The organism is Microcystis sp. LEGE 00066 (genome assembly GCF_015207925.1).
GTDB lineage: Bacteria > Cyanobacteriota > Cyanobacteriia > Cyanobacteriales > Microcystaceae > Microcystis > Microcystis ichthyoblabe_A.
Window position 1 is genome coordinate 1 of the sequence record NZ_JADEVX010000004.1, and the last position, 25,339, is coordinate 25,339.

The 25,339-nt window shown below is 42.2% G+C and carries 28 protein-coding genes; 13 read left to right on the forward strand and 15 right to left on the reverse strand.

What is annotated here, in order from left to right:
• Positions 1-751 (forward strand): GTPase family protein (locus IQ224_RS01160; protein ID WP_370583114.1); only part of this gene is annotated, 751 nt, incomplete at its 5' end.
• 138 nt (positions 752-889) lie between these two features.
• Here IQ224_RS01160 and IQ224_RS01165 read toward each other — a convergent pair.
• On the reverse strand, positions 890-1,081 hold the full coding sequence (locus tag IQ224_RS01165; RefSeq protein WP_002742456.1) for a hypothetical protein: 192 nt from the start codon (positions 1,079-1,081) through the stop codon (positions 890-892).
• 50 nt (positions 1,082-1,131) lie between these two features.
• Positions 1,132-1,575 carry an IS200/IS605 family transposase gene (gene tnpA / locus IQ224_RS01170; RefSeq protein ID WP_002740761.1) on the reverse strand — a complete coding sequence of 148 codons (444 nt, stop codon included), beginning with the start codon at positions 1,573-1,575 and terminating at the stop codon, positions 1,132-1,134.
• 73 nt (positions 1,576-1,648) lie between these two features.
• Here tnpA and IQ224_RS01175 point away from each other — a divergent pair, with 73 nt between their 5' ends.
• Entirely contained in the window at positions 1,649-1,813 is a 165-nt protein-coding gene (locus tag IQ224_RS01175; RefSeq protein WP_002742454.1) for a hypothetical protein, read from the forward strand.
• 127 nt (positions 1,814-1,940) lie between these two features.
• On the opposite strand, the gene IQ224_RS01180 is transcribed toward IQ224_RS01175, so the two are convergent.
• Positions 1,941-2,147, reverse strand: a complete 207-nt coding sequence (locus tag IQ224_RS01180; protein WP_012264701.1) for a hypothetical protein — start codon at positions 2,145-2,147, stop codon at positions 1,941-1,943.
• 474 nt (positions 2,148-2,621) lie between these two features.
• On the opposite strand from IQ224_RS01180, the gene IQ224_RS01185 reads away from it, so the two are divergent.
• Positions 2,622-2,819 (forward strand): hypothetical protein, encoded by a 198-nt coding sequence (locus IQ224_RS01185; protein WP_036400102.1) that lies wholly within the window; start codon positions 2,622-2,624, stop codon positions 2,817-2,819.
• Between the two features lie 151 nt (positions 2,820-2,970).
• Here the strand turns inward: IQ224_RS01185 and IQ224_RS01190 are convergent, their stop codons facing one another.
• The 6 genes from IQ224_RS01190 to IQ224_RS01215 form a co-directional block, all read right to left on the reverse strand.
• On the reverse strand, positions 2,971-3,174 hold the full coding sequence (locus IQ224_RS01190; protein ID WP_194032396.1) for a hypothetical protein: 204 nt from the start codon (positions 3,172-3,174) through the stop codon (positions 2,971-2,973).
• Between the two features lie 99 nt (positions 3,175-3,273).
• Positions 3,274-4,140 (reverse strand): alpha/beta fold hydrolase, encoded by an 867-nt coding sequence (locus IQ224_RS01195; RefSeq protein ID WP_194032397.1) that lies wholly within the window; start codon positions 4,138-4,140, stop codon positions 3,274-3,276.
• A 57-nt stretch (positions 4,141-4,197) separates the two neighbouring features.
• Entirely contained in the window at positions 4,198-5,019 is an 822-nt protein-coding gene (gene cysH, locus IQ224_RS01200; protein WP_002742441.1) for a phosphoadenosine phosphosulfate reductase, read from the reverse strand.
• 444 nt (positions 5,020-5,463) lie between these two features.
• Entirely contained in the window at positions 5,464-6,264 is an 801-nt protein-coding gene (locus IQ224_RS01205; protein WP_194032398.1) for a tetratricopeptide repeat protein, read from the reverse strand.
• Between the two features lie 42 nt (positions 6,265-6,306).
• On the reverse strand, positions 6,307-6,840 hold the full coding sequence (gene purE / locus IQ224_RS01210; protein WP_194032399.1) for a 5-(carboxyamino)imidazole ribonucleotide mutase: 534 nt from the start codon (positions 6,838-6,840) through the stop codon (positions 6,307-6,309).
• A gap of 24 nt (positions 6,841-6,864) precedes the next feature.
• On the reverse strand, positions 6,865-7,566 hold the full coding sequence (locus IQ224_RS01215) for a Uma2 family endonuclease (protein WP_002742436.1): 702 nt from the start codon (positions 7,564-7,566) through the stop codon (positions 6,865-6,867).
• A gap of 318 nt (positions 7,567-7,884) precedes the next feature.
• On the opposite strand from IQ224_RS01215, the gene IQ224_RS01220 reads away from it, so the two are divergent.
• Positions 7,885-9,678 (forward strand): fatty acyl-AMP ligase, encoded by a 1,794-nt coding sequence (locus tag IQ224_RS01220; protein ID WP_194032400.1) that lies wholly within the window; start codon positions 7,885-7,887, stop codon positions 9,676-9,678.
• Positions 9,679-9,869: 191 nt separating this feature from the next.
• On the opposite strand, the gene lspA is transcribed toward IQ224_RS01220, so the two are convergent.
• Genes lspA through bioB form a run of 3 tightly spaced genes read right to left on the reverse strand, consistent with a single transcriptional unit; the run spans position 9,870 to position 12,068 of the window.
• The gene (lspA, locus tag IQ224_RS01225) at positions 9,870-10,340 is read right to left on the reverse strand and encodes a signal peptidase II (protein WP_002742430.1); all 471 of its coding nucleotides are present in this window, start codon (positions 10,338-10,340) and stop codon (positions 9,870-9,872) included.
• 11 nt (positions 10,341-10,351) lie between these two features.
• Positions 10,352-11,002 (reverse strand): biotin transporter BioY, encoded by a 651-nt coding sequence (locus IQ224_RS01230; protein ID WP_036400089.1) that lies wholly within the window; start codon positions 11,000-11,002, stop codon positions 10,352-10,354.
• Positions 10,986-12,068: a biotin synthase BioB gene (gene bioB / locus IQ224_RS01235; protein ID WP_002742428.1), complete on the reverse strand. Its 1,083-nt coding sequence runs from the start codon at positions 12,066-12,068 to the stop codon at positions 10,986-10,988. The genes IQ224_RS01230 and bioB overlap by 17 nt, the downstream gene beginning before the upstream one ends.
• A 133-nt stretch (positions 12,069-12,201) precedes the next feature.
• Here bioB and rfbC point away from each other — a divergent pair, with 133 nt between their 5' ends.
• The 6 genes from rfbC (at position 12,202) to uvrC (ending at position 18,504) form a co-directional block, all read left to right on the forward strand.
• The gene (gene rfbC, locus IQ224_RS01240; protein ID WP_194032401.1) at positions 12,202-12,747 is read left to right on the forward strand and encodes a dTDP-4-dehydrorhamnose 3,5-epimerase; all 546 of its coding nucleotides are present in this window, start codon (positions 12,202-12,204) and stop codon (positions 12,745-12,747) included.
• 5 nt (positions 12,748-12,752) lie between these two features.
• The gene (rfbD, locus tag IQ224_RS01245; RefSeq protein WP_002742422.1) at positions 12,753-13,628 is read left to right on the forward strand and encodes a dTDP-4-dehydrorhamnose reductase; all 876 of its coding nucleotides are present in this window, start codon (positions 12,753-12,755) and stop codon (positions 13,626-13,628) included.
• Positions 13,629-13,632: 4 nt separating this feature from the next.
• Positions 13,633-14,706 (forward strand): glucose-1-phosphate thymidylyltransferase, encoded by a 1,074-nt coding sequence (locus tag IQ224_RS01250; RefSeq protein ID WP_002742421.1) that lies wholly within the window; start codon positions 13,633-13,635, stop codon positions 14,704-14,706.
• 171 nt (positions 14,707-14,877) lie between these two features.
• Positions 14,878-15,963, forward strand: coding sequence for a 3-isopropylmalate dehydrogenase (gene leuB, locus IQ224_RS01255; protein ID WP_194032402.1), 1,086 nt, complete (start codon positions 14,878-14,880; stop codon positions 15,961-15,963).
• Positions 15,964-16,042: 79 nt separating this feature from the next.
• Positions 16,043-16,303, forward strand: a complete 261-nt coding sequence (locus tag IQ224_RS01260; protein WP_002734814.1) for a hypothetical protein — start codon at positions 16,043-16,045, stop codon at positions 16,301-16,303.
• A gap of 323 nt (positions 16,304-16,626) precedes the next feature.
• Positions 16,627-18,504: an excinuclease ABC subunit UvrC gene (gene uvrC, locus IQ224_RS01265; protein ID WP_002767174.1), complete on the forward strand. Its 1,878-nt coding sequence runs from the start codon at positions 16,627-16,629 to the stop codon at positions 18,502-18,504.
• Positions 18,505-18,676: 172 nt separating this feature from the next.
• On the opposite strand, the gene IQ224_RS01270 is transcribed toward uvrC, so the two are convergent.
• From IQ224_RS01270 to IQ224_RS01280, 3 genes are all read right to left on the reverse strand, one after another.
• A complete protein-coding gene (locus tag IQ224_RS01270) occupies positions 18,677-21,412 on the reverse strand; it encodes a pentapeptide repeat-containing protein (protein ID WP_194032403.1) in 2,736 nt (911 codons plus the stop codon).
• A 171-nt stretch (positions 21,413-21,583) separates the two neighbouring features.
• Positions 21,584-21,757 carry a hypothetical protein gene (locus tag IQ224_RS01275; RefSeq protein WP_002742412.1) on the reverse strand — a complete coding sequence of 58 codons (174 nt, stop codon included), beginning with the start codon at positions 21,755-21,757 and terminating at the stop codon, positions 21,584-21,586.
• The gene (locus IQ224_RS01280) at positions 21,754-22,230 is read right to left on the reverse strand and encodes a type II toxin-antitoxin system VapC family toxin (protein WP_004158653.1); all 477 of its coding nucleotides are present in this window, start codon (positions 22,228-22,230) and stop codon (positions 21,754-21,756) included. The genes IQ224_RS01275 and IQ224_RS01280 overlap by 4 nt, the downstream gene beginning before the upstream one ends.
• A 345-nt stretch (positions 22,231-22,575) precedes the next feature.
• On the opposite strand from IQ224_RS01280, the gene IQ224_RS01285 reads away from it, so the two are divergent.
• From IQ224_RS01285 to IQ224_RS01295, 3 genes are all read left to right on the forward strand, one after another.
• On the forward strand, positions 22,576-24,168 hold the full coding sequence (locus IQ224_RS01285; protein ID WP_002742409.1) for a hypothetical protein: 1,593 nt from the start codon (positions 22,576-22,578) through the stop codon (positions 24,166-24,168).
• Positions 24,169-24,275: 107 nt separating this feature from the next.
• Positions 24,276-24,914 (forward strand): hypothetical protein, encoded by a 639-nt coding sequence (locus tag IQ224_RS01290; RefSeq protein WP_002742407.1) that lies wholly within the window; start codon positions 24,276-24,278, stop codon positions 24,912-24,914.
• A 130-nt stretch (positions 24,915-25,044) separates the two neighbouring features.
• Positions 25,045-25,338, forward strand: coding sequence for a hypothetical protein (locus tag IQ224_RS01295; RefSeq protein WP_002742404.1), 294 nt, complete (start codon positions 25,045-25,047; stop codon positions 25,336-25,338).
• Position 25,339: the final 1 nt, after the last annotated feature.

Consider the following 25,339-nt stretch of genomic DNA (forward strand, 5'->3'; position numbering starts at 1 on the left):
GGCCATGGATGAGGCTTTTCTTAAAGATTTGCAACAAACTATTGACAATTTACCAGTTATAGTCTGTGTTTCTCAAGTCGATCGGCTGCGTCCGGTGCGAGAGTGGCAACCTCCCTATAATTGGCTGACGGGAGAAAGTCCCAAAGAAGTCAATATCCGAGAATGCTTGCAGTATCGGGCGGAATTATTCGAGGATCTCTGCGATCGCATTTTGCCGATGGTCAGTCAACAGCCAGATAGAGAAGCTTGGGGGGATGAGGAGTTATCAATCGCTTTACTGGGGGCAATTTCGCCCGCAAAACAGTTGCGTTTAGCCCGTTTTTTAGCGGATTTGGAAACTCGAACTCTGGCAGCGGCGAAAATAATCGATCGCTATACTTTACAGATGGCCACGGGACAAGGTTTAACGGCCCTATTAAAAAGTCCTATTCTCGGTTTTATCTCCACTTTAGCCACAGGAAGACCGACTTTAGCCTATCTTTTAGCTGAACAAATTCCTGTGGAACAATTACCAGTAGCGATCGGTAAATTACAGATGGCCTATGAGCTTTCTTCTCTCTTGAATCCAGAGAATAAAAGTTTTGATTTATTGGCACTTTGGCCAATACTATTAGAAAATTCTAGCACTGCCGACAAGGAAGCTTGGGCCTGGGGTCATGCTCTGGTAGAATATTGGACAAAGGACTTATCGATCGAACAGTTCCGGTCAAGTTATCAGGGGTATTTAGAAACGACAAAAACAGGCCTGTAGCCAGATTAATTAAGCTAAAACTTTCTTCCACTTTAAAAGTATAGGAGAGTGGGGAGGAGAGGTTTCTGGGGTTGAGATTTCTAGCCTTTGTACTAAAATTCCCAATAGGAGAGATTTTTTCGTGTTTTTTTAAAAGTTCTATTCATTTTTTTCATTTTCAGAGTTTTCATCGTTAGTTTTCGACGAACTACCCAAACCACTAAAATAAAAGGCAGTGACTGCTGTAGCTATTGGCCCTAAAAAAGTATAAATTGTCTTAGAAGAATCATTAATTAGGGTTGCCGCTTTATCCACTCTACTTTGTACTTCTTGTTCTTCGATGGCTTTCAAATTTATATTTAAAATGAACTACCCCGCCGCAAGCGGACGGGGTATCAGAATCAAAATAGACTCAATTGTAGATTTTGGTGTAGCTGCAGGTATTCTTTATCTTGTTCTTTTACATATCTCGCTATCATACCTTCATCCCCATGCTTTCCTACCGTACTTGCGTAATATCCATCACTCCAAAACTCTCCTCCCCACAACTGCTTTTTCACTTGAGGACACTTTTTGAAAATTTCTCTCGCCGTTATACTTTTAATCATTGTCACTATCCTTGTCACACTATAGGTCGGTACTGATTGCACCAGAAAATGCACATGATCTTTATCCACTCCAATTTCTACAAACTTTATCTCGTATCGTTTTTCCATCTCTAGACAGACTTCTTTCAACAAGCTATCTACCTGTTCGTCGAAAACGGCTTTACGATATTTGGCTGGGAACACTAAATGATATAGCAAAACACTTACATTATGGCTCTTATGGATGTATTCACTCATTTTTCTATTGTACGCCGCGAGCGGCGGGGAATTAGACCCGAAGAGATTAAAAATTCCAAGAGAAGCAAAAGAAATGAAAAAAATAGAAACAATTTGTGAAAAAGCAGTGAATAACAATCCAATCCAAAGCCACGTTGCTAAGGAACCAGCTACTTTAGTATTAAAATTATGTCTTTGGTCTGAGGGTGATATAGCTGTAGCTGGTTTACCAAATTCAGATACTTCATTGTCTAAATGATAAGGCTCCAGAGTCTTCTTTAGATTATGACGCACAGAGTTCCTCTCAGTTGGAAGAACCAAAGAAGCGCTGGGATCTTTTGGGTTGTTAACTTCCTCTGTCTCATTTTTTGAATCACTGGTCATAACTAAACAATTAGTAGTGGTCTCTGTTCATTACCTTTTTGCAGTATTAATTGAGTATCTTCCTCCGTCTCAGTTTTAGCATATAAAGCCATGAGTTTTAATCCTTTACGAATGACTTCAGACTCTGTTAAGCCTAGCTCCTTAGCTATTTCTTTAAGATATTCAGAGTCCTTTTGACTAAGATTTACTCGAAATTGTCTGGTGGCCATCTCTTTGTTTGCTTGATTACATCGATGCTGGTCAATAGGCATTTTTGTGGACAATTGATGTACAAACTACGTTTTTATAGATGTTCATAATAGTCTGCCTTTAGAAACCTAGCATCCTAAGTACAGTACCTGATCTTACCCTAATTACACTAGATATGTCAAGCAATTACACCAGATATGTCAAATCAACATAAACGAGTCCTGACGGTACTTAATGGGTGCAATAAGTTAAATACATCAACTTATCGACTTATTTGCTATTAAAAGGCTATTTTTCGCAAATTTTAACTAAAATAATCTTAGGTTTTATTCATGATTAGGTACAACAGGGGGTATAATAGGGTATTTAGTAGGTGGTATTATATGTACATATATGCAAGGCATAGCAATGGGTATAATGTGGGGCTTAATAGATACCACAGTGCTGAGTTCCTATGGTATGATAGTTCCATCAACTTTTAGATAGATAAAAGTATGGCAGACACAACTAAACAAGTGAGTATGCTAGAATTGGAGTTAGAAGATGATCTAATCAGACAAATTGAAGATGTAGCTGATTCTGGTTGTTTTTCAAAAGATGAATTATTACAAAGTATTTTAGAAGCATGGAGACATCATCAAGCCTATATACATAGACTTGAAAATATGGTTCAAATAATTAATATTAAGTAATTCGATTTGAGGATAACGTGGAATGATTACTATCAAATGATTACCTGCTTATTGTTTTGAGCTAACAAAAAATTTTATCACTATTTTCTTGAACAACAGTCTATTAAACTTTCATAACAAGTAACCCTGAGACAATTATCAGTTTTAGCAATTATTGAGATGTTAATTTATTGTAAGCAGGAATAATCGCCGCGTTTTCCCAATCATCATCAAAAGGAAGCGCATCGGGATCTGACAAAGCATTAGCCTCGATTTCTGCATCGCTCATCGATTTAACTCGCTCCCAATCGGTTAAATTATTAATATCTGGGGGATTATTTGTTATATTTATCCTTCCTAAAGCTAGTCTTTCCATAGGCGGTGGCCAGTGCAGAACTACAGTGATATACTAAGGATAACTTGATCAATACTTTCTAGGGAGATTTTGCTATCAATTCCCAGAAAGTATCGAGGTTTAGGTTTTGCGTCCGAGAAAATTAATAATCTGGGGACTAATTTCTTTTGACCAATGTTCTTGGGGATAGTGTTTTGCTTCCGAGAGGGGGATTAATTCCACTCCTGATTTAGTAGCTAATTTTTCGACAGTGACAGAAGATAACCAAGGATCGGCCATTCCCCAGACAAAAAGGATAGGTTTTTCAAAGTTCTCTAAACCTGTCTCAATTTCTGCCATGGTTTTCGATAGGTTTAAATTGCGAATCGTGGCCAGTAAAGCGCGACCCACTGCCGAAGTTTTTAGATAAGGTTGACGGAAAATAGCCAGATCTGCATCACTAATCACAAAACCGCTACCGGTTTCTAAAGTACGATCGACTAATAAGGGATCTTGAGTCGCCATATCTCCGAGGAAAGGTATCCCCCATTGTTTCATTATCCAGGGTAATTTAACATCCCTGGAGAGGGGAGTATTTAAGATGATCAAGCGCTCAATTTTATCAGGATTTTCTAGGGCGTATTGTAACCCGACGGAGGCTAAAAAACCCTGGACAATGAGGGAGATTTTCGGTAATTGGAGAGCTTGAATAAAATCCGCCAAGGCTTGACAAAAAGCGCTAGGTGTGTAGGCGAAATCTCTGGCATCGGGTTTAGCGGATAAACCAGAACCGATCCAATCGGGGGCAATAGCATTAATGTTATATTCTTCTAAACTGGTCAATAATTCCCGCCAAATATAGCCATGGGCGGGTAAACCATGGAGTAGAATGACGGGGGTTGTGTCCGGTTGTTGATCGGGGTTAACCTGTCGATAGAACCACTTGAGAGAGCCGACTTCGAGAAAACTTTCTAAAATAGCCATGGTTAATGGGGGATTAATAATCATTAACCATTGTCCAACGTCTAGGAACCGATCGCACCAGCAAATTTTCCACCCCGGCAGTTATAGGGAGCTTGCGTCGAGACTTTGTGCTTCTGCGGGGGTTAAGGGCAAATGAAGACCGCATTCTTGTTTTAAACCCTTGAAACGGGTGTCTCGTTCGTTGCTATCATCGGCGGTTAAAGGCCGACTGGAGTGCCAATCGCCGACGGAGACATAACCCAGATCAAAATAGGGATGGTAGGGAAGATCGTATTTAGTCAGATAGTCGTAGATGGTTTTGGCATTCCAGTCAAGGATCGGTAATATTTTGTAACGTTCGCCCTGTTGATTGACCCATTGGAGAGTTTTGCGGTGGTCGGTTTGGTCGCGACGTAAACCCGCTAACCAAGCGGTGGCCTTTAATTCCTTCAGGGCCCGTTGCATCGGCTCCACCTTGCGGATTTTGTCGTAGAGATTGAGGGAGTCGAGATCGTTATTTGACCACAATTTACCATGGATTGCTTCCATGCGGGCGGGACTGAGGGGAGATTGATAAACTTTCAGGTTTAAATGGAGGCGTTGGCTTAATTCTTCGGCAAATTGATAGGTTTCCGGGGGAAGATAGCCAGTATCGATCCAAATGACGGGAATATCGGGGATAATTGCGGTGACAAGGTGCAACATTACCGCCGCCTGAATGCCGAAACTGGTACTCATCACCAAACCTTCCCCAAAGGTGGCCGCGGCCCAAGCGACGATTTGCGCAGCGTTAGCGGAGTCAAAACGTTGATTAATTGTGGCCAGGTCGAGGGATAGAGGGGAGAAAAAAGACCGGTCGGCAGTGGGGATGAAGGCAGTTTCTAGGGCCTGTGGATGAGAATTAAGCAAGTGTAAATCTGGCATTCTGGCTAAGATTTAAGGTGTACAGTAGCGGCGGATACTGATAGAGTCCAATCTATCCCTGTAATTGGATTATAGCATTGGGCCATCGGCCCGCTCTAGCTATTCCTTTTCCTTTCCAGAGCCGGGTTATTCGATCGAGGATAATGGAACTATCAGGCCTCAATTGTATTTTAGTCGCTGATTTCAGGATAATTAGACCCTCAGCCCCGCTACTGCTAGATTTAGGGTCTGCTGAAAAAGTTTTTCGTGGGGACAGGGTGTGGGGTGTGGGGTGTAGGGTTTTACCGATTTTGAGGGGGTCAATTACCTAATTTTCAGGGAAAAAGTCCAGGGATTTTCCCCCCGATCACTCCCATATTTGGTACCTTTTGATTGACAAAAAGTCTAAAAGTCTTACCCAACAAGGTTTTTAGATTTATTCAGCCAACCCTATTTAGTAATTTTTTACTTTAAGTTAAGAAACTTATCTAAGGCTAGAACCATATTTGGCGGCCAACGGCGCACGCTTTTTACCCAATCGAGGTCTTGATAGCGGGTATCCATGCCGACGGCGGCTACCCAATTGCTTTCCGCTTCTCCCTGTTGTCCTTGGCTCCATAAAACGGCGGTTAAGGCGGCTCTGACATCGGGGAACATGGGGTATTTACGGGCAATATTCCGCATTTTTTGGACTGCTTCGGGATATCTGCCCAATTCGTACAGGGCCAGAGCCAGATTAGCTTGGGCCCAGGCAAAATTCGGGGCTAGTTGGGTAGCTTGGCGATAGTCTTTGACGGCGGCTTCCCAATCCCCTAAACCGCCCTCAGCGTTGCCGCGATTGTTATAGGCAAAGGCATCATTGGGATCTAGTTCTAAAACTTTATTATAATCGGCGATCGCTTCTTGATATTTGCCTTCTCCCTCTAAAGCGGTGCCACGATTGAGGTAGGGATCGGGGGCATCGGGGGCAATGGCGATCGCTTGGTTAAAATCGGCGATCGCATCCTCTAATTTATTGAGGCTGACTCTGGCATTGCCGCGATTACTCCAGACGGCGGGATTAGTGGGGAATTTGGCGACTAATTCGGTCCAATAGCTTTCGGCCTGGGCGTAATCCCCTTTTTCTGTGGCTTCTAGGGCTTTTTCGGCGATAACTTCCCCTTCTCTCATCTGTTCTTCGCTAATAGTCGGGCTATCGGCATAGGCCGCTATGGGTAGGGCAAAAAAGAGTAATAGACTCAATACACAAGCGGTGATCCAACGCATAATTACTTCATAATTTGTTACTTAATCTTTTCTCAATCTACCCTACTTAGGTGAACTCTGCCCTAGATAGTCTTGATAGCCTAGTCGTTGAAGATTGCTTTGTTTTTCGAGGACGGAATCGGTGAGGGATTGACGATAGGCGATAACTTGCTCTAAAAGATCAGTATTACCAGTGGCGAGAATTTGAACCGCTAAAAGTCCGGCATTTTTGGCATTACCGATCGCCACCGTGGCCACGGGAATGCCTGCGGGCATCTGTACAATTGAATAGAGAGAGTCTAACCCTTGTAAAGTGCGCGTGACTACGGGAACTCCAATCACGGGTAAGGGAGTTAAAGATGCCACCATTCCAGGTAAATGGGCAGCGCCGCCGGCTCCAGCGATAATCACTTTTATTCCCCTCTTATGAGCGTTTTTGGCGTATTCAAACATTTTTTCGGGGGTACGATGGGCCGAGACAATGGCGACTTCGTGGCTAATCTGAAAAACCTCTAAAACTGCGATCGCTTCTTTCATGGTGGGTAAGTCGGAATCACTGCCCATAATTACACCCACTAGGGGCGCTGCTGTCACCATAGTTACTAGAAAATAATATTTCCCCTAAATTGTATCGGGATCGATGCCTAATTCTCGCAGTTTTTCGGCCAATTTTTCCTTAGCTTGTCGTTCCCTTTCTTTTTCTAAAAGAGCCTGTTCTTTTGCCTGTCGTTGCTGTAATTCCGCTTCTTGAGGAGTGGGGACTAATTGACTATCTGCGGTAAAATAACGCAGTTTACGGTCAAATATCCCTAAATATAATCCTAACTGTTCACTCCAGAGATAACCCTGTTCATTGGCAGCAATGGCTTGATATTGTCCCCCAATTAGTCTAAATCCTTGTAATTCTAACGTATTAGGATCAAACCAAAAATAATTAGGAGTGCGAAAGGTATTTTGATAGAGAATTTTCTTGTTATTGCGGTCAATATTGGCCGTAGAATCGGAAAGAATCTCGACAATTACATCGGGATATTTACCCTGTTCTCCCCAAACTACCCAACTTTTGCGGGGACGTTTTTCGGTATCTAAAACCACAAAAAAATCGGGACCACAGAAATCACGTTTTTTTAGCTGTTCCTCGTTGTAGTAGATAGTTAGATTTCCCGAAGCGTAGTAATCACTCCTCTCGCGCCATAATAATTCTAGACAACTAAGGAGAATGATGATCTGTTGCAGATGTAGATCACTTTCCAATGGTGGTTCATCACTCCATAAATCTGTGGGGGGACAGGTGACTTCTGGGATCATGTCTAGGGCTGTCATGACTTTTTCCCGGTATTTTAGGATTGATTAATTATAGCTTTTTTCTCACAATTGCAGAGATAAGGCGGGGGGATTTCAGCTAATAGGCTCTCTTCTTCTTTGTGTGATAAGTTTAACTTATACAGGAGTGATCAATCTCTGTGTCCTTTGTGTCTTTGTGGTTCCTTCCACTCGCTCGCCAGCAGGACTGTATCTTAGAATACATTTTACCTACGAAACCTAAGAGAGCCAACCAATAACTTAATCCTATACCTTGACCGATCGCCCTCCGCACCTTAAAACTTCTATACAATAGCGCCAATAAGCCCGATAACAACGATGACTGAAACCTTAATTCAACCTGCCACCCTAGTAGAACTCTTACGTTACCGCGCCACGACACAACCGGAGGGCCATGCCTACACTTTTCTTATTGATGGTAAAAAAGAAACCCCACCTTTAACCTACAGTGAACTCGATCGCCAAGCAAGAGCAATCGCCGCCTATTTGCAAAAATACCAGGCCCAAGGAGAACGGGCCTTGTTACTCTATCCTCAAAGTTTAGAAGTAGTGGCCGCTTTTTGTGGTTGTCTCTATGCGGGAGTGATTGCCATTCCCGTCCCCCCACCGGAATCGGGACGACTTAAGCGCACTCTGCCCCGTTTACGCGCAATTGTCAAGGATGCTAATGCCACCTTTGCCCTAGTTACCGAAAGTATTCTGACTCTTATTGAAGGGGTTAAGGAAGAATTCCCAGAATTCGACCAAATGAAATGGATTACTACCGAAAGCATTGATATTTCCCTGGCGGATCAATGGCAAGATCCCCAGGTGAATAAATCGGCGCTTGCTTATCTGCAATATACCTCCGGTTCGACTAATATCCCCAAAGGGGTGATGTTAAGTCATTTTAATCTGATGCACCATTGCGGTTACTTGCAAAAAGCTTGTGGTTACGAACCGGATAGCGTTACCCTCACTTGGATGCCCTATTTTCACGATTACGGGTTAGTCGAAGGTATCACCGTCCCCCTCTACAACGGTACACCCTGCTATCTCATGTCTCCCTTTGCTTTTATTAAGCGTCCGATGCAGTGGTTAAAAAATATTACTAAGTACAAAGTTACTCATAGTCAAGCCCCCAACTTCGCCTATGATCTTTGTACTCGCAGGATTAAAGCTGCCGATTTAGCGGAATTAGACCTGAGCAGTTGGCAGGCTGCGGGAAATGCCGCCGAACCGATTAACCCGAAGGTCATGGCCAAATTTGTCGATACTTTTGCCGATTATGGCTTTTCTTGGCAAACTTTCGCCCCTGCCTACGGATTAGCTGAATATACCCTGTTGATTTCCAATAAACCCAAGGGAACCACCCCAATTATTACCGCTTTGGATGCAACCGCCTACGAACGCGGTAAAATTGTCCCTGTAGGCTCCGATCGAACCACGGGAGTTAGATACGTCCCCAGTTGTGGTCGTCGCGTCTGTGATACCCGTATAGCTATGGTTAATCCAGATACTTTCACCCTTTGTGCAGCCGATGAAGTGGGCGAAATTTGGGCCAGTGACCCCAGTATGGCCGCTGGATATTGGCAACGGGAAGACGCAACCAAAGAAACTTTTCAAGCTTATCTTGCGGATACGGGAGAAGGACCGTTTTTACGCACAGGAGATTTAGGTTTTCTTCTTGATGGGGAATTGTATATCACGGGACGGATTAAGGATTTAATTATTGTCCGTGGTAGTAATCATTATCCCCAAGATTTAGAATGGTCAGTACAGCATCTTAATGAGGTTTTTCGTCCCGATTATGGCGCCGCTTTTTCCATTGAAGATAATGGGGAAGAACAGTTAGTTATTGTCCAGGAATTGGAACGTCGCAGCGGCGAATTAGATACGGCTGAATTAATTGCTGATATTCGTCAGGAAATCGCCGAAGAACACGAAATTATGACCCATGCCATTGTTCTGGCTAAATCGGGAACAATTCTCAAAACTGCCAGTGGCAAAATTCAACGCCGCGCTATTAAACAGAATTTTCTTAATGGTAATATGAGTATTATCGATGCTTGGTCAGAAAATCCTCAGTTAGTTAGTAAATTCGATCGCTCTATTTCTGAAACAGAAGCATAGTTTTTCGGGTGGGCAATGCTCACCCGATCGAGGATAAAGGCTCTTCTGGGTTCTGTGTGATAAGTTTAAGCGATATAGGATAGATCAATCTTTGTGTCCTCTGTGTCTGGAGTGGTTCCTTCCACTCCCTCGCCAGCAGGACTGTATTTGGTGAATACATTTTACCCACCAAACCTAAGAGAGCCAAGGCACTACTTAGAACGAGGCGACTTGTGGGGAAAGGTAGAAATTAATAGGCAAATAATCCCGATATTAATAAAGACATCAGCCAGATTAAAAACAGGAAAATTAATCAATCTAAAATCGAGAAAATCCACCACATAACCAAACAAAAAGCGATCGATACCATTGCCGAAAGCCCCTGCTAAAATAAAACCGTAGGCTAATTGTTCCCAACGGCTTAAATGCGGTCCAAAGTAAGCAAAAGCCATTAATCCCAAACTAACTAATAAGGATAGCCATTTGAGCCAACCAACACCGCCCCGAAAAGCACTAAAAGCCGCCCCAGTATTAATCACATAGGTGAAATGAAAAACCCCCGGAATAACCGGAAAAGTATCACCGATTTGCTCAAAACTCTGCACGGTTATATACTTAGTTACTTGGTCTAAACTTAGACCAAGCACCGCCACTATCCAAAACCAGCGATTTTTTTTTAACATTGGCTCTGGCATCAATAAAATAATAATTTACGGAAGAAAAAGGCAATAATTACCACCACACAAATTACTACTAACTGCCCTAAAAATGGCCAGACTGAATAATTCATAAATAGGGTGGGCAAACTATCAGGAAAGGTGATTTGACTGGCTTGGGGCTGAAAAATCGACAATCCCAGCATATATAATAAACCGCACAGATGAATCACTAACAAACCGGCAAAGGCACTGAAAGCCAGAGTTTCTATCTTAGCCCGCCAGCGAAAAGCCAACCAACCACACAGCCATGCCCCCGGCATAAAGCCTAAAATATAGCCAAAACTGGCTTCTTTCAGATAGCCCATTCCCCCACCCTGGGCAAACACTGGCAACCAAGTTAAACCGAGAAAAATATAGGCCACCTGAGCAAGAAGCCCGGCATTTTTGCCCCCCAGACAGCCCGTTAACAATACTGCCCCAATTTGGTAAGTTATGCCTAGTTTTTGCGAAGATAGACCCGCAGCCGACCAACTAGCTAGGCTTACTGGAACAAATGTACTAAAAATCGTCAGCAACAAGCCAATCAAAGCCCAGATTAACTCATTGGGAACCGACGCGGAAGTGCGCCGCGGTGGAGATTCTTGTCCTCGACGTGATTTGGGTTGCCTGTTAGGGTTGGTATTCACCGGGGATGGGGGCTTCTCCTCCTATTAAACTAAGATCAGCCAACATCGCCTGATCCTGTTGGGGCGGTTGTCCTAGGGTGGTCAAATAATGCCCAATCAGCATAGCATTAATTCCCGATTTTAGCCCCAGATTTTGCAATTCTCCCATCACTGCCTCTCGTCCCCCGGCATAACGGAGAATTTGTTGAGGTAAGATAAACCGGAAAATGGCGATCGCTTTTAGGGCAGTAAAAGGGTCCAGTTTGGGTAAATGACCTAAAGGGGTGCCACTTCTGGGGTTTAATAGGTTAATCGGCACTGATTCCACTTCTAATTCCGCCAGAGAAAAAGCTAAATCAATGCGATCAGTCCAACTTTCCCCCATACCGATAATTCCGCCCGTACAAGCTTGAATTCCCGCCGCTTTCAGGTTTTTTACCGTTTCTACCCGATCCTGCCAACTGTGGGTGGAGACGACGTTAGGATAAAAATTCTCGGAAGCTTCCAGATTGTGATTATAACGGGTAACTCCAGCTTCTTTTAAGGCCTGGGCTTGGGCAAGGGTTAACTCTCCCAAGGCGCAGCAGGGTTTAATCTTGGCTGTTTCGATGATTTCTTGAACTGTGGCCAGTATTTCCTCGAATTCCTTGGATTTGGGGCTATTATACTTTAATCCCCGGCCTTGACTAACTAAACAGAAGCGTTTGGCCCCCGCGTCGGCTGCCGCTTTCGCATGGCTGACGATTTCCTCGCGACTTTTTAAACCGTAGATAGGCGAATCTTGACCGGGATGGTGGACGGATTGGGAACAAAAACTGCAATTTTCCGAACAACTTCCCGATTTTATGTTGATAATGCTACATAAATCCACCGTATTACCACAACAGGCCTGACGAATGCGATCAGCAGCCTCACATAAGCTGAAAATATTTTCCTGACCTTCGATCGCAGTTAAAGCTAGGGCCTCTTGCTTACTGAGTCGATCGCCGGCGATAATCTGATTAGCCCTAGTCTGTAACCAGTTTTTTAAGGCTTCTCCCTCCACGGGGATAGATTGAGTAGCGGTGTGTGTAGAGACTTGTACCACGTCGTTTATGCTCTGACTAAGTTAGGCTCATCTTATCATTATTCAGTTACCGAGGAAAGATTAATCAAAAAATTTAGAAAAAAATACCCTTTTGTGCTAGACTACCCGCAAAAGTTATCTTGTCTCCGATTTTATGAAAGTTATTCCGACGGAAATTCCCGATGTTTTAATCATTGAACCGCAAGTTTACGGAGACGATCGAGGTTTTTTCTTGGAGAGTTTTAATCAGAAAGATTTTCGAGAAAAAACTGGGGTTAATACCACTTTTGTCCAGGATAATCACTCTATGTCCTTAAAAAATGTCCTGCGAGGATTGCACTATCAAATCCCCAATCCCCAGGGTAAACTGGTGCGGGTGGTGAGCGGTAGTGTTTTTGATGTGGCCGTGGATGCGCGTCAAAGTTCCCCCACTTTTGGGCAATGGGTAAGCTGTGTTTTAAGTGCGGAAAATAAACGGATTTTCTGGGTTCCCGAAGGTTTTGCCCATGGCTTTATAGTTCTCTCTGAACGAGCCGAATTTCTCTACAAAACCACTAATTATTATTATCCTCAATACGAAAAAACCATTTTATGGAATGATGCCGATTTAGGGATTGACTGGCCCCTAGAGATTCCCCCGATTCTCTCTCCTAAAGACCAAGCTGGACAACCCTTTAAATCCGTGGAAGTTTTCCCCTAAAGACGATGAAAAAAGTTTTACTAATTGGTGCTAAAGGTCAGGTAGGACAAGAGTTACAGGTAACTTTGCCATACTTGGGCGAAGTTATTAGTATCGGTCGAGAAGAACTAGATTTAACTAACTCGGAAAAAATCGGTCAGTTAATTAGGGAAATTCGCCCTGATTATCTGGTTAATGCCGCCGCTTATACGGCAGTGGATAAAGCCGAAACCGAGCCAGATTTAGCCTATTCTATCAATGCTATAGCCCCGAAAATCATGGCGGAATCTGCCGAGAAAATTAAAGCTAAATTTCTTCACATTTCCACCGATTATGTCTTTGATGGTCGGAAAAATACCCCCTATCTAGAAACCGATCTAACTAATCCTTTAGGGGTTTATGGACAATCAAAGTTAAGGGGAGAAGAGGAGATTAAAACTGTTAATTCTCAAGCAATTATCCTGCGGACTGCTTGGGTTTACGGCAGTTATGGTAAGAGTAATTTTGTCAAAACTATGCTGAGATTAGGCAAGGAAAGAGAGGAGTTAAAAGTAGTGGTGGATCAGGTGGGAAGTCCCACTTGGTCTAAAGATATCGCCACGGCCATTACTCAGCTTCTAATTAATGCCGATAATCCCACAGGAATCTATAATTTTACTAATAGCGGTGTTGCCAGTTGGTTTGATTTAACTAAAGCGATTTTTGAGGAGGCAAAAATAAGCGGTATTCCCTTAAAAATTCAGAGAGTAATTCCCATTACTACTGCTGAATATCCTACCCCAGCAGTGCGTCCGGCCTATTCGGTTCTTTCCAGTCAAAAAATCTCGCAACAATTGGGTTATATTCCTCCCTATTGGCGAGATTCTCTCAAAGCGATGCTCAACCAACTATTTAATCTTTAAAACTATGAAAGCACTAATTTTATCTGGTGGCAAAGGTACGAGGTTACGTCCCCTAACTTATACTGGGGCAAAACAGTTAGTTCCCGTGGCCAATAAACCGATTTTATGGTATGGAATCGAGTCAATTGTGGCCGCAGGAATTACCGATATTGGCATTATTATCAGTCCCGAAACTGGGGAAGAAATTCGTCAGACCACGGGCAGTGGTGAACAGTTTGGCGCTAAGATAACTTATATTCGCCAAGATCAACCTGCTGGATTAGCTCACGCGGTCAAAACTGCCCAATCTTTCCTAGGAGATTCCTCCTTTATTATGTACTTGGGTGATAACCTAATTGAGGATGATTTATCGCCCTTTTTAGAGTCTTTTCATCAACAGTCTCTTGATGCTTTAATTCTCCTGCGAAAAGTTTCTAATCCTAGTGCTTTTGGGGTGGCAAAAGTAGATGAAACTGGCAAAGTTTTATACTTAGTCGAAAAACCCAAAGAACCCCCCTCAAATTTAGCTTTGGTGGGGATTTATTTTTTTGCTCCCACCATTCATCAAGCGATCGCATCTATTCAACCTTCGGGCCGGGGTGAGTTAGAAATTACCGACGCTATCCAAGAATTAATCAATCAAAATAAAGCAGTAGAAGCGAATAAACTACTAGGTTGGTGGTTAGATACCGGTAAAAAAGATGATTTATTAGAAGCAAATCGGATTATCCTCGATACCAGTCTAGAAATCGCTTTACTAGGAGAAATTGATCCTAATAGTCAGGCGATCGGACGGGTACAAATTGGCCAGGGTAGTAAAATTATTAATAGTACCATTCGCGGCCCTGTCATTATTGGAGAAAATTGTCACATTGAGAATTGTTTTATCGGTCCCTACAGCAGTATAGCTAATGGCACAAAATTAATTGATGCCGACATAGAACACAGTGTTATTCTCAAAGATGCCACGATTATTGGCATTCATCAGCGCATAGTTGATAGTGTGATTGGACGACGGGCAAAATTAGAAATTGCCCCCCAACGTCCAAAAGCTTTACGCTTTATGATTGGGGATGATTCCCATGTGGAATTAGTGTAGTTATTGGGGATTAACTGCCTGTTTAATTAATACCGGAGGATCGAGAATTTCCCTAGCTAATTCGCTGGCGGTTTCCCAGCTTTTCTGAGAAAGATTGACATTTTTAGGAGAAAAAAGCTCACCTAACTATGTTATAATCAAGAGTCTGACCTATTTTACCGTTCTAGAACTATGACGCAACAGTATCGCATTACCCTACTACCCGGCGATGGCATCGGGCCGGAAATCCTCGCTGTCACCGTAGAGATACTGAAAGTCATCGGTAAAAAATTTGACCTCCAGTTTGACTTCCAAACCGCTTTAATTGGAGGGGCAGCCATTGATGAAACCGGCAGTCCTCTCCCCGAAGCAACTCTGAGCGCCTGTAAAAATAGTGATGCTGTTCTCCTGGCCGCTATTGGGGGTTATAAATGGGATAATTTGCCTCGGCAGCAAAGGCCAGAAACGGGATTATTAGGCTTAAGATCTGGTTTAGGTCTTTTTGCTAATTTACGTCCTGCCACCATTTTTCCGCAATTAATCGACGCTTCTAGTCTCAAACGGGAGATTATCGAGGGAGTGGATATCATGGTCGTCCGGGAATTGACCGGGGGTGTCTATTTCGGTCAACCGAAGGGGATTTTTGAGACGGAAACGGGAGAAAAATGCGGTGTAAATACCATGGTTTACTTGGAATCGGAGGTGGACCGCATCGCTAAGGTGGCCTTTGAAATTGCCCAAAAACGCGGTAAGAAACTCTGTTCCGTCGATAAAGCTAATGTTCTTGATGTTTCCCAACTCTGGCGCGACCGGATGACGAAAATCGCCGCTAATTACCCCGATGTGGAACTTTCCCATCTCTACGTCGATAACGCGGCCATGCAGTTAGTCCGGGCCCCCAAACAATTTGATACTATCGTCACGGGCAATTTATTCGGTGATATTCTCTCCGATGAAGCGGCCATGTTAACCGGTAGTATCGGAATGTTACCCTCCGCTAGTTTAGGGACTGCTGGGGTGGGGGTTTTTGAACCCGTCCACGGTTCGGCCCCAGATATCGCCGGCCAAGATAAAGCCAATCCGATCGCCCAGATTCTCAGCGCTGCTATGATGTTAAGATATGGGCTAAATCAGCCTTTAGCGGCAGCCGCGCTGGAAAAAGCCGTGGAAAAAGTCTTAGAGTTCGGTTATCGTACTGGAGATATTTTCTCAGAAGGTATGACCCTAGTGGGATGCCAAGCTATGGGCCAGGTCATCCTGAAAGTTTTAGAATCATAACAAAAGTGACAAATTCGGAAATCGTCATATACCATTGATTTAATAAATACGTCAATTTAATCGTGGGGAGACGAGTGAAATGGTGGCCCTATCCGAGAAAACAGAACAACAACGTGTCGATATGGAAATCCCAATTTTGTTAGATCCTACTGTCTTACGGGCAGCCAGACGCATTTATCGCATCTACTGTACCCTCAACAGCCGAGTTAGTAAACGTCCTTTCGGTGTCGCTATTAACCGCGACAATCATCGCGGTCAATTGATTTTTAACAATAAACCGATTCTTCTCCCCGGAGAGTGTTTCGTCCCGATTAAGCAAATCGAATCGGAAGCCTATTAATTTTTGTGAAGATTTGCCCTAAATATCTTGCCAAACGTCAGCTAATACCCACTGACGTAATTTTTTTGTCTAATATAGGGTTTGCTGAATAAATCTAAAAACATTGTTCGATAAGACTTTTAGACCTTTTTGAAATCCAAAAGTACCGGCCATTAGAGTAATCGGGGGGAAAATTCCTGGACTTTTTCCCTGAAAATTAGGTAATTGAACTCCTGAAAATCGGTAAAACCCTACACCCTACACCCTACACCCTACACCTACACCCTACACCCCACACCCTGTCCCCAAGACAAACTTTTTTCAGCAAACCCTAATATAAAAAGATGTTCGGGAATAATCTTAACTCTACCCTAATCCAAGACCTCGATCGCCTAGAAAATCGTCTTCGGGAAATTCCCCTCGAACCGGGGGTTTACTTCCTGCGCGACCAAAATGGCGAAATTCTCTACATCGGTAAATCCAAAAAACTCCGGTCTAGAGTCCGTTCCTATTTTCGTCCCAGTCAACCCCTCAGTCCCCGCATTGCTTTGATGGTGCGACAGGTGACAGAAATTGAATTTATCGTCACCGACACGGAAGCAGAATCTTTGGCCCTGGAAGCTAATCTAATTAAACAACATCAGCCCCATTTTAATACTCTCCTCAAGGACGATAAAAAATATCCATACATTTGTATTACTTGGTCGGAAACCTACCCGCGCATTTTCATCACCCGCAAACGGAGCATAAATAACCAAAAAGACCGTTATTATGGTCCCTACGTCGATACCAGGCTGCTGCGCTACACTTTACACCTAATTAAACGCACTTTTCCCCTGCGTCAACGTCCCCAACCTCTGTTCAAAGACCGTCCCTGTTTAAATTATGATATCGGTCGTTGTCCGGGGGTTTGTCAAAAACTAATCAGTCCCCAAGATTATCGAGAAACCTTGCAGAAAGTGGCGATGATTTTTCAGGGAAGGACGGGGGAATTATTAGACAAATTAGCGACAAAGATGCTCGCAGCCTCGGAAAACCTAGATTTTGAACAAGCGGCCACGATTAGGGATCAAATTCGCGGATTACAGGCCCTTAATACCGATCAAAAAGTCTCTTTACCTGATGATACCGTATCCCGGGACGCGATCGCTTTAGCTAAGGACGAGCAGCATTGTTGCATACAATTATTCCAAGTGCGTTCCGGTCGTTTGGTGGGACGTTTGGGATTTTTTGCCGATAGTCAGTCAGCAAACGAGGGAGAAATCCTGCAAAAAGTCCTGGAAGAACATTATTTATCGGTGGAAGGGGTGGAAATTCCCAGCGAAATCCTGTTACCCTGCGAATTACCGGAAGGTGAGGTGTTAGCGGGGTGGTTAAGGGAAAAAAAAGGTCGCAAAGTCGAGTTAACTGTCCCCCAACGGCAAAGTAAAGCGGATTTATTAGCTATGGTCGAGAAAAACGCTCTTTATGAGTTAGAAAAGACGAAAAGAAGCGCCGACCGGGATTTACAGTCTTTGCAGGATTTAGCGGTAATTCTCGATTTACCGGCACTACCCCACCGCATTGAGGGTTATGATATTTCTCATATTCAGGGTTCCAATGCGGTGGCATCCTCAGTGGTGTTTATCGATGGGGTGGCCGCTAATCAACATTATCGTCACTATAAAATCAAAAATCCCGAGGTTAAAATCGGCCATTCCGATGATTTTGCCAGTTTAGCAGAAGTAATTCGCCGGCGTTTCCGTCGTTATGCCGAAAATCCCGATAATATTGCCGAAAGTGATGATTTTCCCGATTTGGTCATGATTGATGGGGGAAAAGGACAATTATCGGCAGTGGTGACAGTTTTAGGGGAGATGAATTTATTAGAACAGGTAAAAGTTGTTAGTTTAGCTAAACAGAGAGAGGAGATTTTTTTACCGGGGGAATCCTCTCCTTTAGAGACAGATAAGGAACAACCCGGAGTGCAGTTATTGCGTCGAGTCAGGGATGAAGCGCACCGCTTTGCTGTTAGCTTTCACCGACAACAAAGGATGCAAAAAAGTCGCCGTTCCCGTTTGGATGAGATACCGGGTTTAGGTTTTAAGCGACAAAAAGATTTATTAGCTCATTTTCATTCTCTGGATTATATTCGCGAAGCTTCCCTAGAACAATTGCAACAGGTGACAGGAATTGGGGAACAATTAGCTAAGGAAATTTATAATTATTTTCATCCTAGGTAGGGATAAGCTGTTGAAGAATATCTAAGGCGGCTCTCTTGGGTTTGGTGAGTAAAATGTATTCTAAGATACATTCTTCCTAGCGAGGGGGTGGAACAAACCACAAAGACACAAAGGACACAAAGACTGAGCGATCATATTGTAAGTTAAACTTATCACACAGAACCTAGAAGAGTCACTCGGTTTTAACTTCCGTATCGAGAATCGTCCCTTTGACGTTAGCATATTTAAAATTAGCCCCATCAAGAAATACCCCTCTAAGATTTGCCCCTTCAAGATATGCCCCTTCAAGATTTGCCCAATCAAGATTTGCCCCTTTAAGATTTGCCCCGTAAAGATTTGCCCCTCTAAGATTTGCCTCTTCAAGATTTGCCCCTCTAAGATTTGCCCCTTCAAGATTTGCCCGTTTAAGAAATGCCATTGCAAGATTTGCCCCTTCAAGATTTGCCCCTTTAAGATTTGCCCCTTCAAGATTTGCCCCTTCAAGATTTGCCCCTCCAATATCTGCCTCTGCAAGATTAGCTCTTTCAAGATTTGCCCCGCCAAGATCTCGATGTATCAACAGACAGTTTTGTAAATCAAGAAAACTGAGACAATCTAACACCAACATAAACTCTAAATCTATTCTTTGTCCCTGAAGACGGGCCAACCAATTGCCGAAAGCTTCAGGAGAAGGCCATTGAATGGGAAAAATTTCTTCGGTGACTCGCCCACAGGCATTAAATACCGCTAATAGAGCTTCTTCGGCATTGCGTGCCTGTCGCATTTCCTCCTGAAAATTGGGGCGGTTTTTTAACCCCTCCATCGGCATTCCTTTGACCAAAAGATATTCAATTAAATGACCCAGAGTTTTCTGCCACTGTTTCACTTCATCTGGGGACTGTAATTGCATTTGATTGACAATAAAACTAAAAAGATATTCATCTATTGCCGTCGGTCCGCATAAAGTCGCCCAGGTAATTAAAGCTTGTCTGGGATCGTAGTCATTGTCATAATCATCTTCACTGTCTTGTAATTTCCTATGAATTTGCTTAACTCGGTCAACAATTCTGCGGGCAGTTAAATATTCACCAAAACTTTTATGGGTAAATTCAAAGGTTTTTTCGCTGCCTCGTAAATCGCCACTTTCTCGAAAATAAAAGGCTGTTAAAAGACGGGTAATACTCCCTTGGGAATCGCTTTGAAAACTATCTTGGAAATTTTTTAGGAGATTTTTTAAGCCATTATTGTCACAATGTTCTTTAATCTCTATAACGGTGGTGGTTCTACCATTACCATGCCAACAGGAAAGGGCAATTTCCATTAAAATTAGCACAAAATCTTTTTCTGTAATCCCTTCTATAGCCCGGTGGCCTGGACTATTTTTTTCATAACCTCGCTCATAGACTGCCTTGAGCAAATTGTCATAAATATTATTGAGGTTAGTTTCTTGGGAAAATTGAACCTCGCCTCGTTCAAAAGTGAGAGCAATAAGATAATTTAATAGCGGTTGAGCGGTAATTTCTTGTAAATTTTCCCCCGATAATTCTGGCGGTAATTGTGCATATTTTTTCCCTTTAGCTTGCCCATACTGTTGCCACCATTGATGACGTTGATCAACTTTTAATAAGTTATCAACATCGCTAAAATCATCGCTTTTAGCAACCCAATAGGGTAAAATAGTGATAATTTGCTGAGGTTTTTTAAAATTATTTTTATTGGATTGTACAACCACATCACGCCCACTAATCAACACTTGTAAACGAGTTTTATTTTGATTAAAACTTTTGACCTGTTCTCGTACTTCATTAATAAAATTTTGGGCGACTTCTTGGGCGATTTTTCCCTGCATAGATAGCTCATCTAAGCCATCAAAGATAATTAGTAATCGTAAATCTTGATCGCTCGGTTCTAGAGGATTTTCTGGTAAAAAACCTTCATGTTGAACAAAAGTTTTAACTGCTGTTACTAAATCGGTGGAGAAACTCAAGCGATGCAAGGGAACATATAAAACTTGTTTTTCTAAACCAGCTTGTTGGGCAGCAAATACTTTACAAAAGGACGATTTTCCACTACCCGGCCCACCGGTCAATAAACGGATAGCATCATCGGATTTTGCCGCTTCTAACCATGTTTCTAACTGCTCTTGGAGTTTGATGACAATGCGTTTAAATGATGGCTCTCGATGGTAATCTGTGTCTGGGGTGGCTTTTATTTCTTCTTCTTCATAAAATCCCCGTAGAGGTACATAAATTTGCTTTAAACTAAAGGTTTCCCAAAAAATAGGTTCATCGATCTGTTTTTGCAACCAAGCTCGATAATGTAACCAGCCGCTTTCTCGTTTCCAAGGATTGTTAAAAGGAGTGTCGATTTCATCTAAAAGCAGACTGTATTCATCTCGTTTATCTTTCCATTGTTTATGCAACTCTAAGACAAAATAAGCTGGTAAACGGTTACTTAGGCTCTGCGCTTCCTGGGAATTAGTGATTAAATTATTTGTTGTTAACCACTGTAAAAAAGCTGCTTGGACTGGTGCGACTATAGGTAATCTTTCGGGATGCTCAAAAAAATCTCGATCGAGATTTAATTCCTGCTCTTCTAAAGAGTCGGTAATCTGACGGTAAAGTTCTTTTAAAGGCAGCTTTTCAACTTCTTGGGGCAGTAAATCAGCATTACTTTTAAGTAATCCTTTCATCGCTTCCATTAGCGATCGAATTATTAATAAACCCGCTAATTCCCCCGGATTCCGACTTAAACCAAGAGCATCTAAAACTTCTACTCCATTTTCGGCCAGATCATCCCACTGCAAAAATAGCCCGTTAAGAGTGGCTTTTCCCAGGGTACTAAAGAGACTTCTCAGATTGACTTTAACTTGTCGTTTCCAGATATTTTGGGGTTTGGAAACAGAAATTCCAGCAGCTGATTCGGACATAGAACAAAGCGATCAATAAAGCTTATGTAGTCTATTATATAAGTAAGAATAACCGTTGAGGTGGTTGGGTTTCGCTTTTTCAATCGAATTGAGCCATTTTCGACCCCGTATTGTTTCGTTTAACCCAACCTAGGAGGCAAGGTGATCACCTTTAAGCGATCGCAATTTGAGTTAAGATGATGGCAAGTTAGGCAATTCAGCGTATTTGAGAGTAAACCCGTAGGATTCCGCAGCCTTTTTCGCAGCAATGTGAGACTTCAGTAAATAGTCATGGATGGACGTGCATTCCTCCGACAATCTTGTTTGAGTTTTATCTTTTTCTTGCAAAATCTCTGAGCGGATCATAAGTTGTTCTCCTCTTTGAATAGTTCAAGTGGTGTGACAATTTCAGGTGTTGACAAGCCAAGACGGGCATTGATAACGCGAATATGCTTCCGTTTGTTAGCATTCGCTAGATGGTTGCAATTCCAAGTAAGGAGATATTGAATGTCAAAATAGCTGGCATAGGCAAGATGTAGAGCGTCGCCCACAAGAGACCTTGGCATGACATAGTTGGCAAGATAAAACTCGACAACTTGTTCAAGAGCAGAAGTCGGCGGTAGCAAAGGAATCGTCGAAACCAAATGGATAATTTCAGCTTTACGCGGATAGTTTCCGTCGGTTAGCTCTTGAAGCACGGCATCTGAAATATATAAATCATAATAACTGGACATTTCCGACCACCACTTCCTTGTGACTTCGGTAAAAGCTTTTAGAGTTTCACGCTCATCAAAGTAATAACTCGGAACGGTGGAATCCAAGTATACTTTTTCTTTCATGGTAATAACTGATTTACAAGACTAAATTAGAGTCTGAAGAAGCGATATGGTAGCTTCCTCTATTCTACTATCCTATCTCTGTAAGGAGGTTGTCGCACTATCAGGCTTGACCTCTTTGACCTCGATCGCACTTGGGATTGATAGAGTTCATGGCCACGTCGGGCAAATTCCTCTTTGCTGTGGCGAGGTTGCCGTGCTGTCATTGACTAGACTCTGTTTCAACGTTTGTCTCTCTATTTTAACCTAGGCTTGTTGACAGATAAAAATCAATTCAGGGCAATCGCTTTCAGGTAAAAAAATTAGGCATTTTCGGTTTACCATAGTCAAAGTGTGCTTTCTAGGCTAATGACTTTGACTAAAACCCCCGTGATCAGAAACCGTCGTTTTTCCCTACGCAATCTCTTTGAGACTTGCATGGCCCTGTTGGTGTTATGTAATTATATTCTGGTTATTTTCGATTTAACCTATATTCCCCTGCGAGATTTTTGGTTACAGGGACGCTTGCAAATAACTTTATTAAGATTTAATGAACCAATAAAACTCGGACTTATTTCCTTTCAAGAATTACAAATACCTCCCGATAAACCCCTAGAAATTCCCTTTGTTAAAGGAATCGCTAATTATGATGTGGTGAAAGGAATTAAACCCTATCGCAGTACCAGTGAATATTTAGCTACGGTTGATAAACTTAATGAAATAATTAATCAAAAGGTCTTTAACCCAGAGTTTAATCTGCAAGAATATCGCCAAGAGATCGAGAAAATTTTAGCCAATTTACGCCAAAAAAGTGTCGATATGATCGATAATAATCCCTTTGCCTCGGCCGAGAAAACTGGGACTTTAGAGAAGATTAAAAATAGAATGCGCTTGCGGGTTTTTCAAACGGAAAATGTTTCCGCAAAAGCAGCCTTTCAGAAGTTTTGGACTTGGGATTATCTCAGTCAAAATGGCTGGGAAAAAGAGTTGAAATTTTTCAATCAAGAAATTCAACCTTTAATAGAAACTAATTATTTTCGTCCTCTAGGAGAAGATGGGAGACCGATAGATAACTTTGAGGCGATCGATTTTTTATTTGGTACCATCTTTTTCTGGGAATTTATGCTAAGAACTTGGTGGATTGCTCGCACTCATAAAGGTCTGCGTTGGCGCGAGGCTATGTTATGGCGATGGTATGATATTTTTCTGTTTATTCCTATCTGGAGATGGCTGCGATTTATTCCTACCGTTATTCGCCTAGATCAAGTTAAAATTATTAACTTAAGGGTGATTAAAGAACAGGCAGTTAAAGGCTTAGTTGCGCTAATTTCTAAAGATATTACTGAGATAATATTCCTGAGAATTGTTAATCAAATACAGGAATATATTCGACGGGGACAAGTGGAGAATTTTCTCGATCGATCCCTTAATGGTGGCTATAATAATCTCAATGATACTAATGAAGTTATTGAAATTTTTCGGTTAGTAGTTAATAGCACCGTTGACAAGGTTTTACCGCAAGTTAAACCAGAAGCAGAAGCTTTAATTAAATACAATATCGAGAAAATTCTCAATCAAACTCCCGCTTATCAAAGCTTATTACGATTACCCGGCATGAAAGGGTTAAAAACTGACTTGAGTAATCGTCTATCTAGTCAATTGTATCAATCTTTTGTTAATATAGCTGACAAGATTACCCAGGAAGACGAAGTTTTTGAGCGTTTATTACAGCAATTAGTCCAGCGTTTCGGGCAATCTCTCGCCGGGGAATTACAATCCCGTCACAGTCTAGAAAGAATCGAGATGTTATTAATTATCTTCCTAGAAGAAGTGAAATTAAACTATGTACAAGAATTCTCAGATGAAGACTTAGAAACTATCCTCGAACAAACTCGCTTACTCCACTCTAAAAGTGCAGAAATTACCCCAGGAGAAACCATGAATCCTCGTCGTATTCTCTAAAAATTAGTGATCATTGATTAGGTAATTTTGCTTGATCTTTTGATCACTTTTCTAGTAAGATATATGCTGAAGACCCGATTACTCAATTAACCTAATTATCTACTCTCATGTTAACAAAAGTTATTCTCGGTTTACTTTGGTTATGCTTCGGATTATACGCTTTTTTACTAGCACCCCCCGACCAACCAGATACAATAAATTTAATTATCAATCTTTCCACTGGCAAATGGCAAGATATTAACCCGTTAATTATCGCTCTTTTTAACCTGATGGGACTTTGGCCACTTATCTACACTAGCCTTTTAATTATCGATGGTCGTGACCAAAAAATTATCGCTTTGCCCTTTGCTTTTGCCTCCTTTGCTGTGGGTGCTTTCGCTATTTTACCCTATCTAACCCTCCGTCAACCCAACAGCAATTTTACTGGCAAAAAAAATCTGGTCATTAAACTTTTAGACTCACCTTGGTTAGGAGTAATTGCCCTAATTACTGCGGCAATTTTAATCGCTTACGGATTAATTAACGGCAATTGGTCTGATTTTTGGTATCAGTGGCAAACTAGCCGTTTTATTCATGTTATGAGTTTAGATTTCTGTCTTTTAACCCTATTATGTCCAATTTTGCTGCAAGATGATCTAACCCGACGGGGATTAAAAAATCCTTTCCTGTTGCCGGTAATTTCCCTTTTGCCTCTAATCGGTCCGGCAATTTATTTAATTATTCGTCCTCGCTTAGGGGAGAATTAAGGGTAAATTGTCTTGAGCAAACTTAACTATTTCTTGACAAGAGAAGTTCATATTTAACAAAAATTATGCTGAGGTTCCCCTAAAATATGGGAAAAGAGATTAATGTCCAGATTAGAAGGAGTGTTTAACCTTGTTAGAGAGTCAAAAACCACCTCAGATTTACTGCTTTCAAGCTGATTATCTTGCCTCCCAACAATTTAACCCCCAAGAGATTCCCGCTTGGTTATCCTTAGAGGTAAACTGGCAGGGTTATAGAATTCATACCCTACCCTGGGTAGCAGACGTAGCTAGGGTATTAGGATTATTAGCGATCGAAGATACTCCCCAAGGGTGGCAAGATTATTTAGAAAGCTTGGGATTAGCCAAAATTAGGTTAATGGACAGCGAGGAGTTTTTTGAGGATAAATCTTTATCGGGATGTTAGA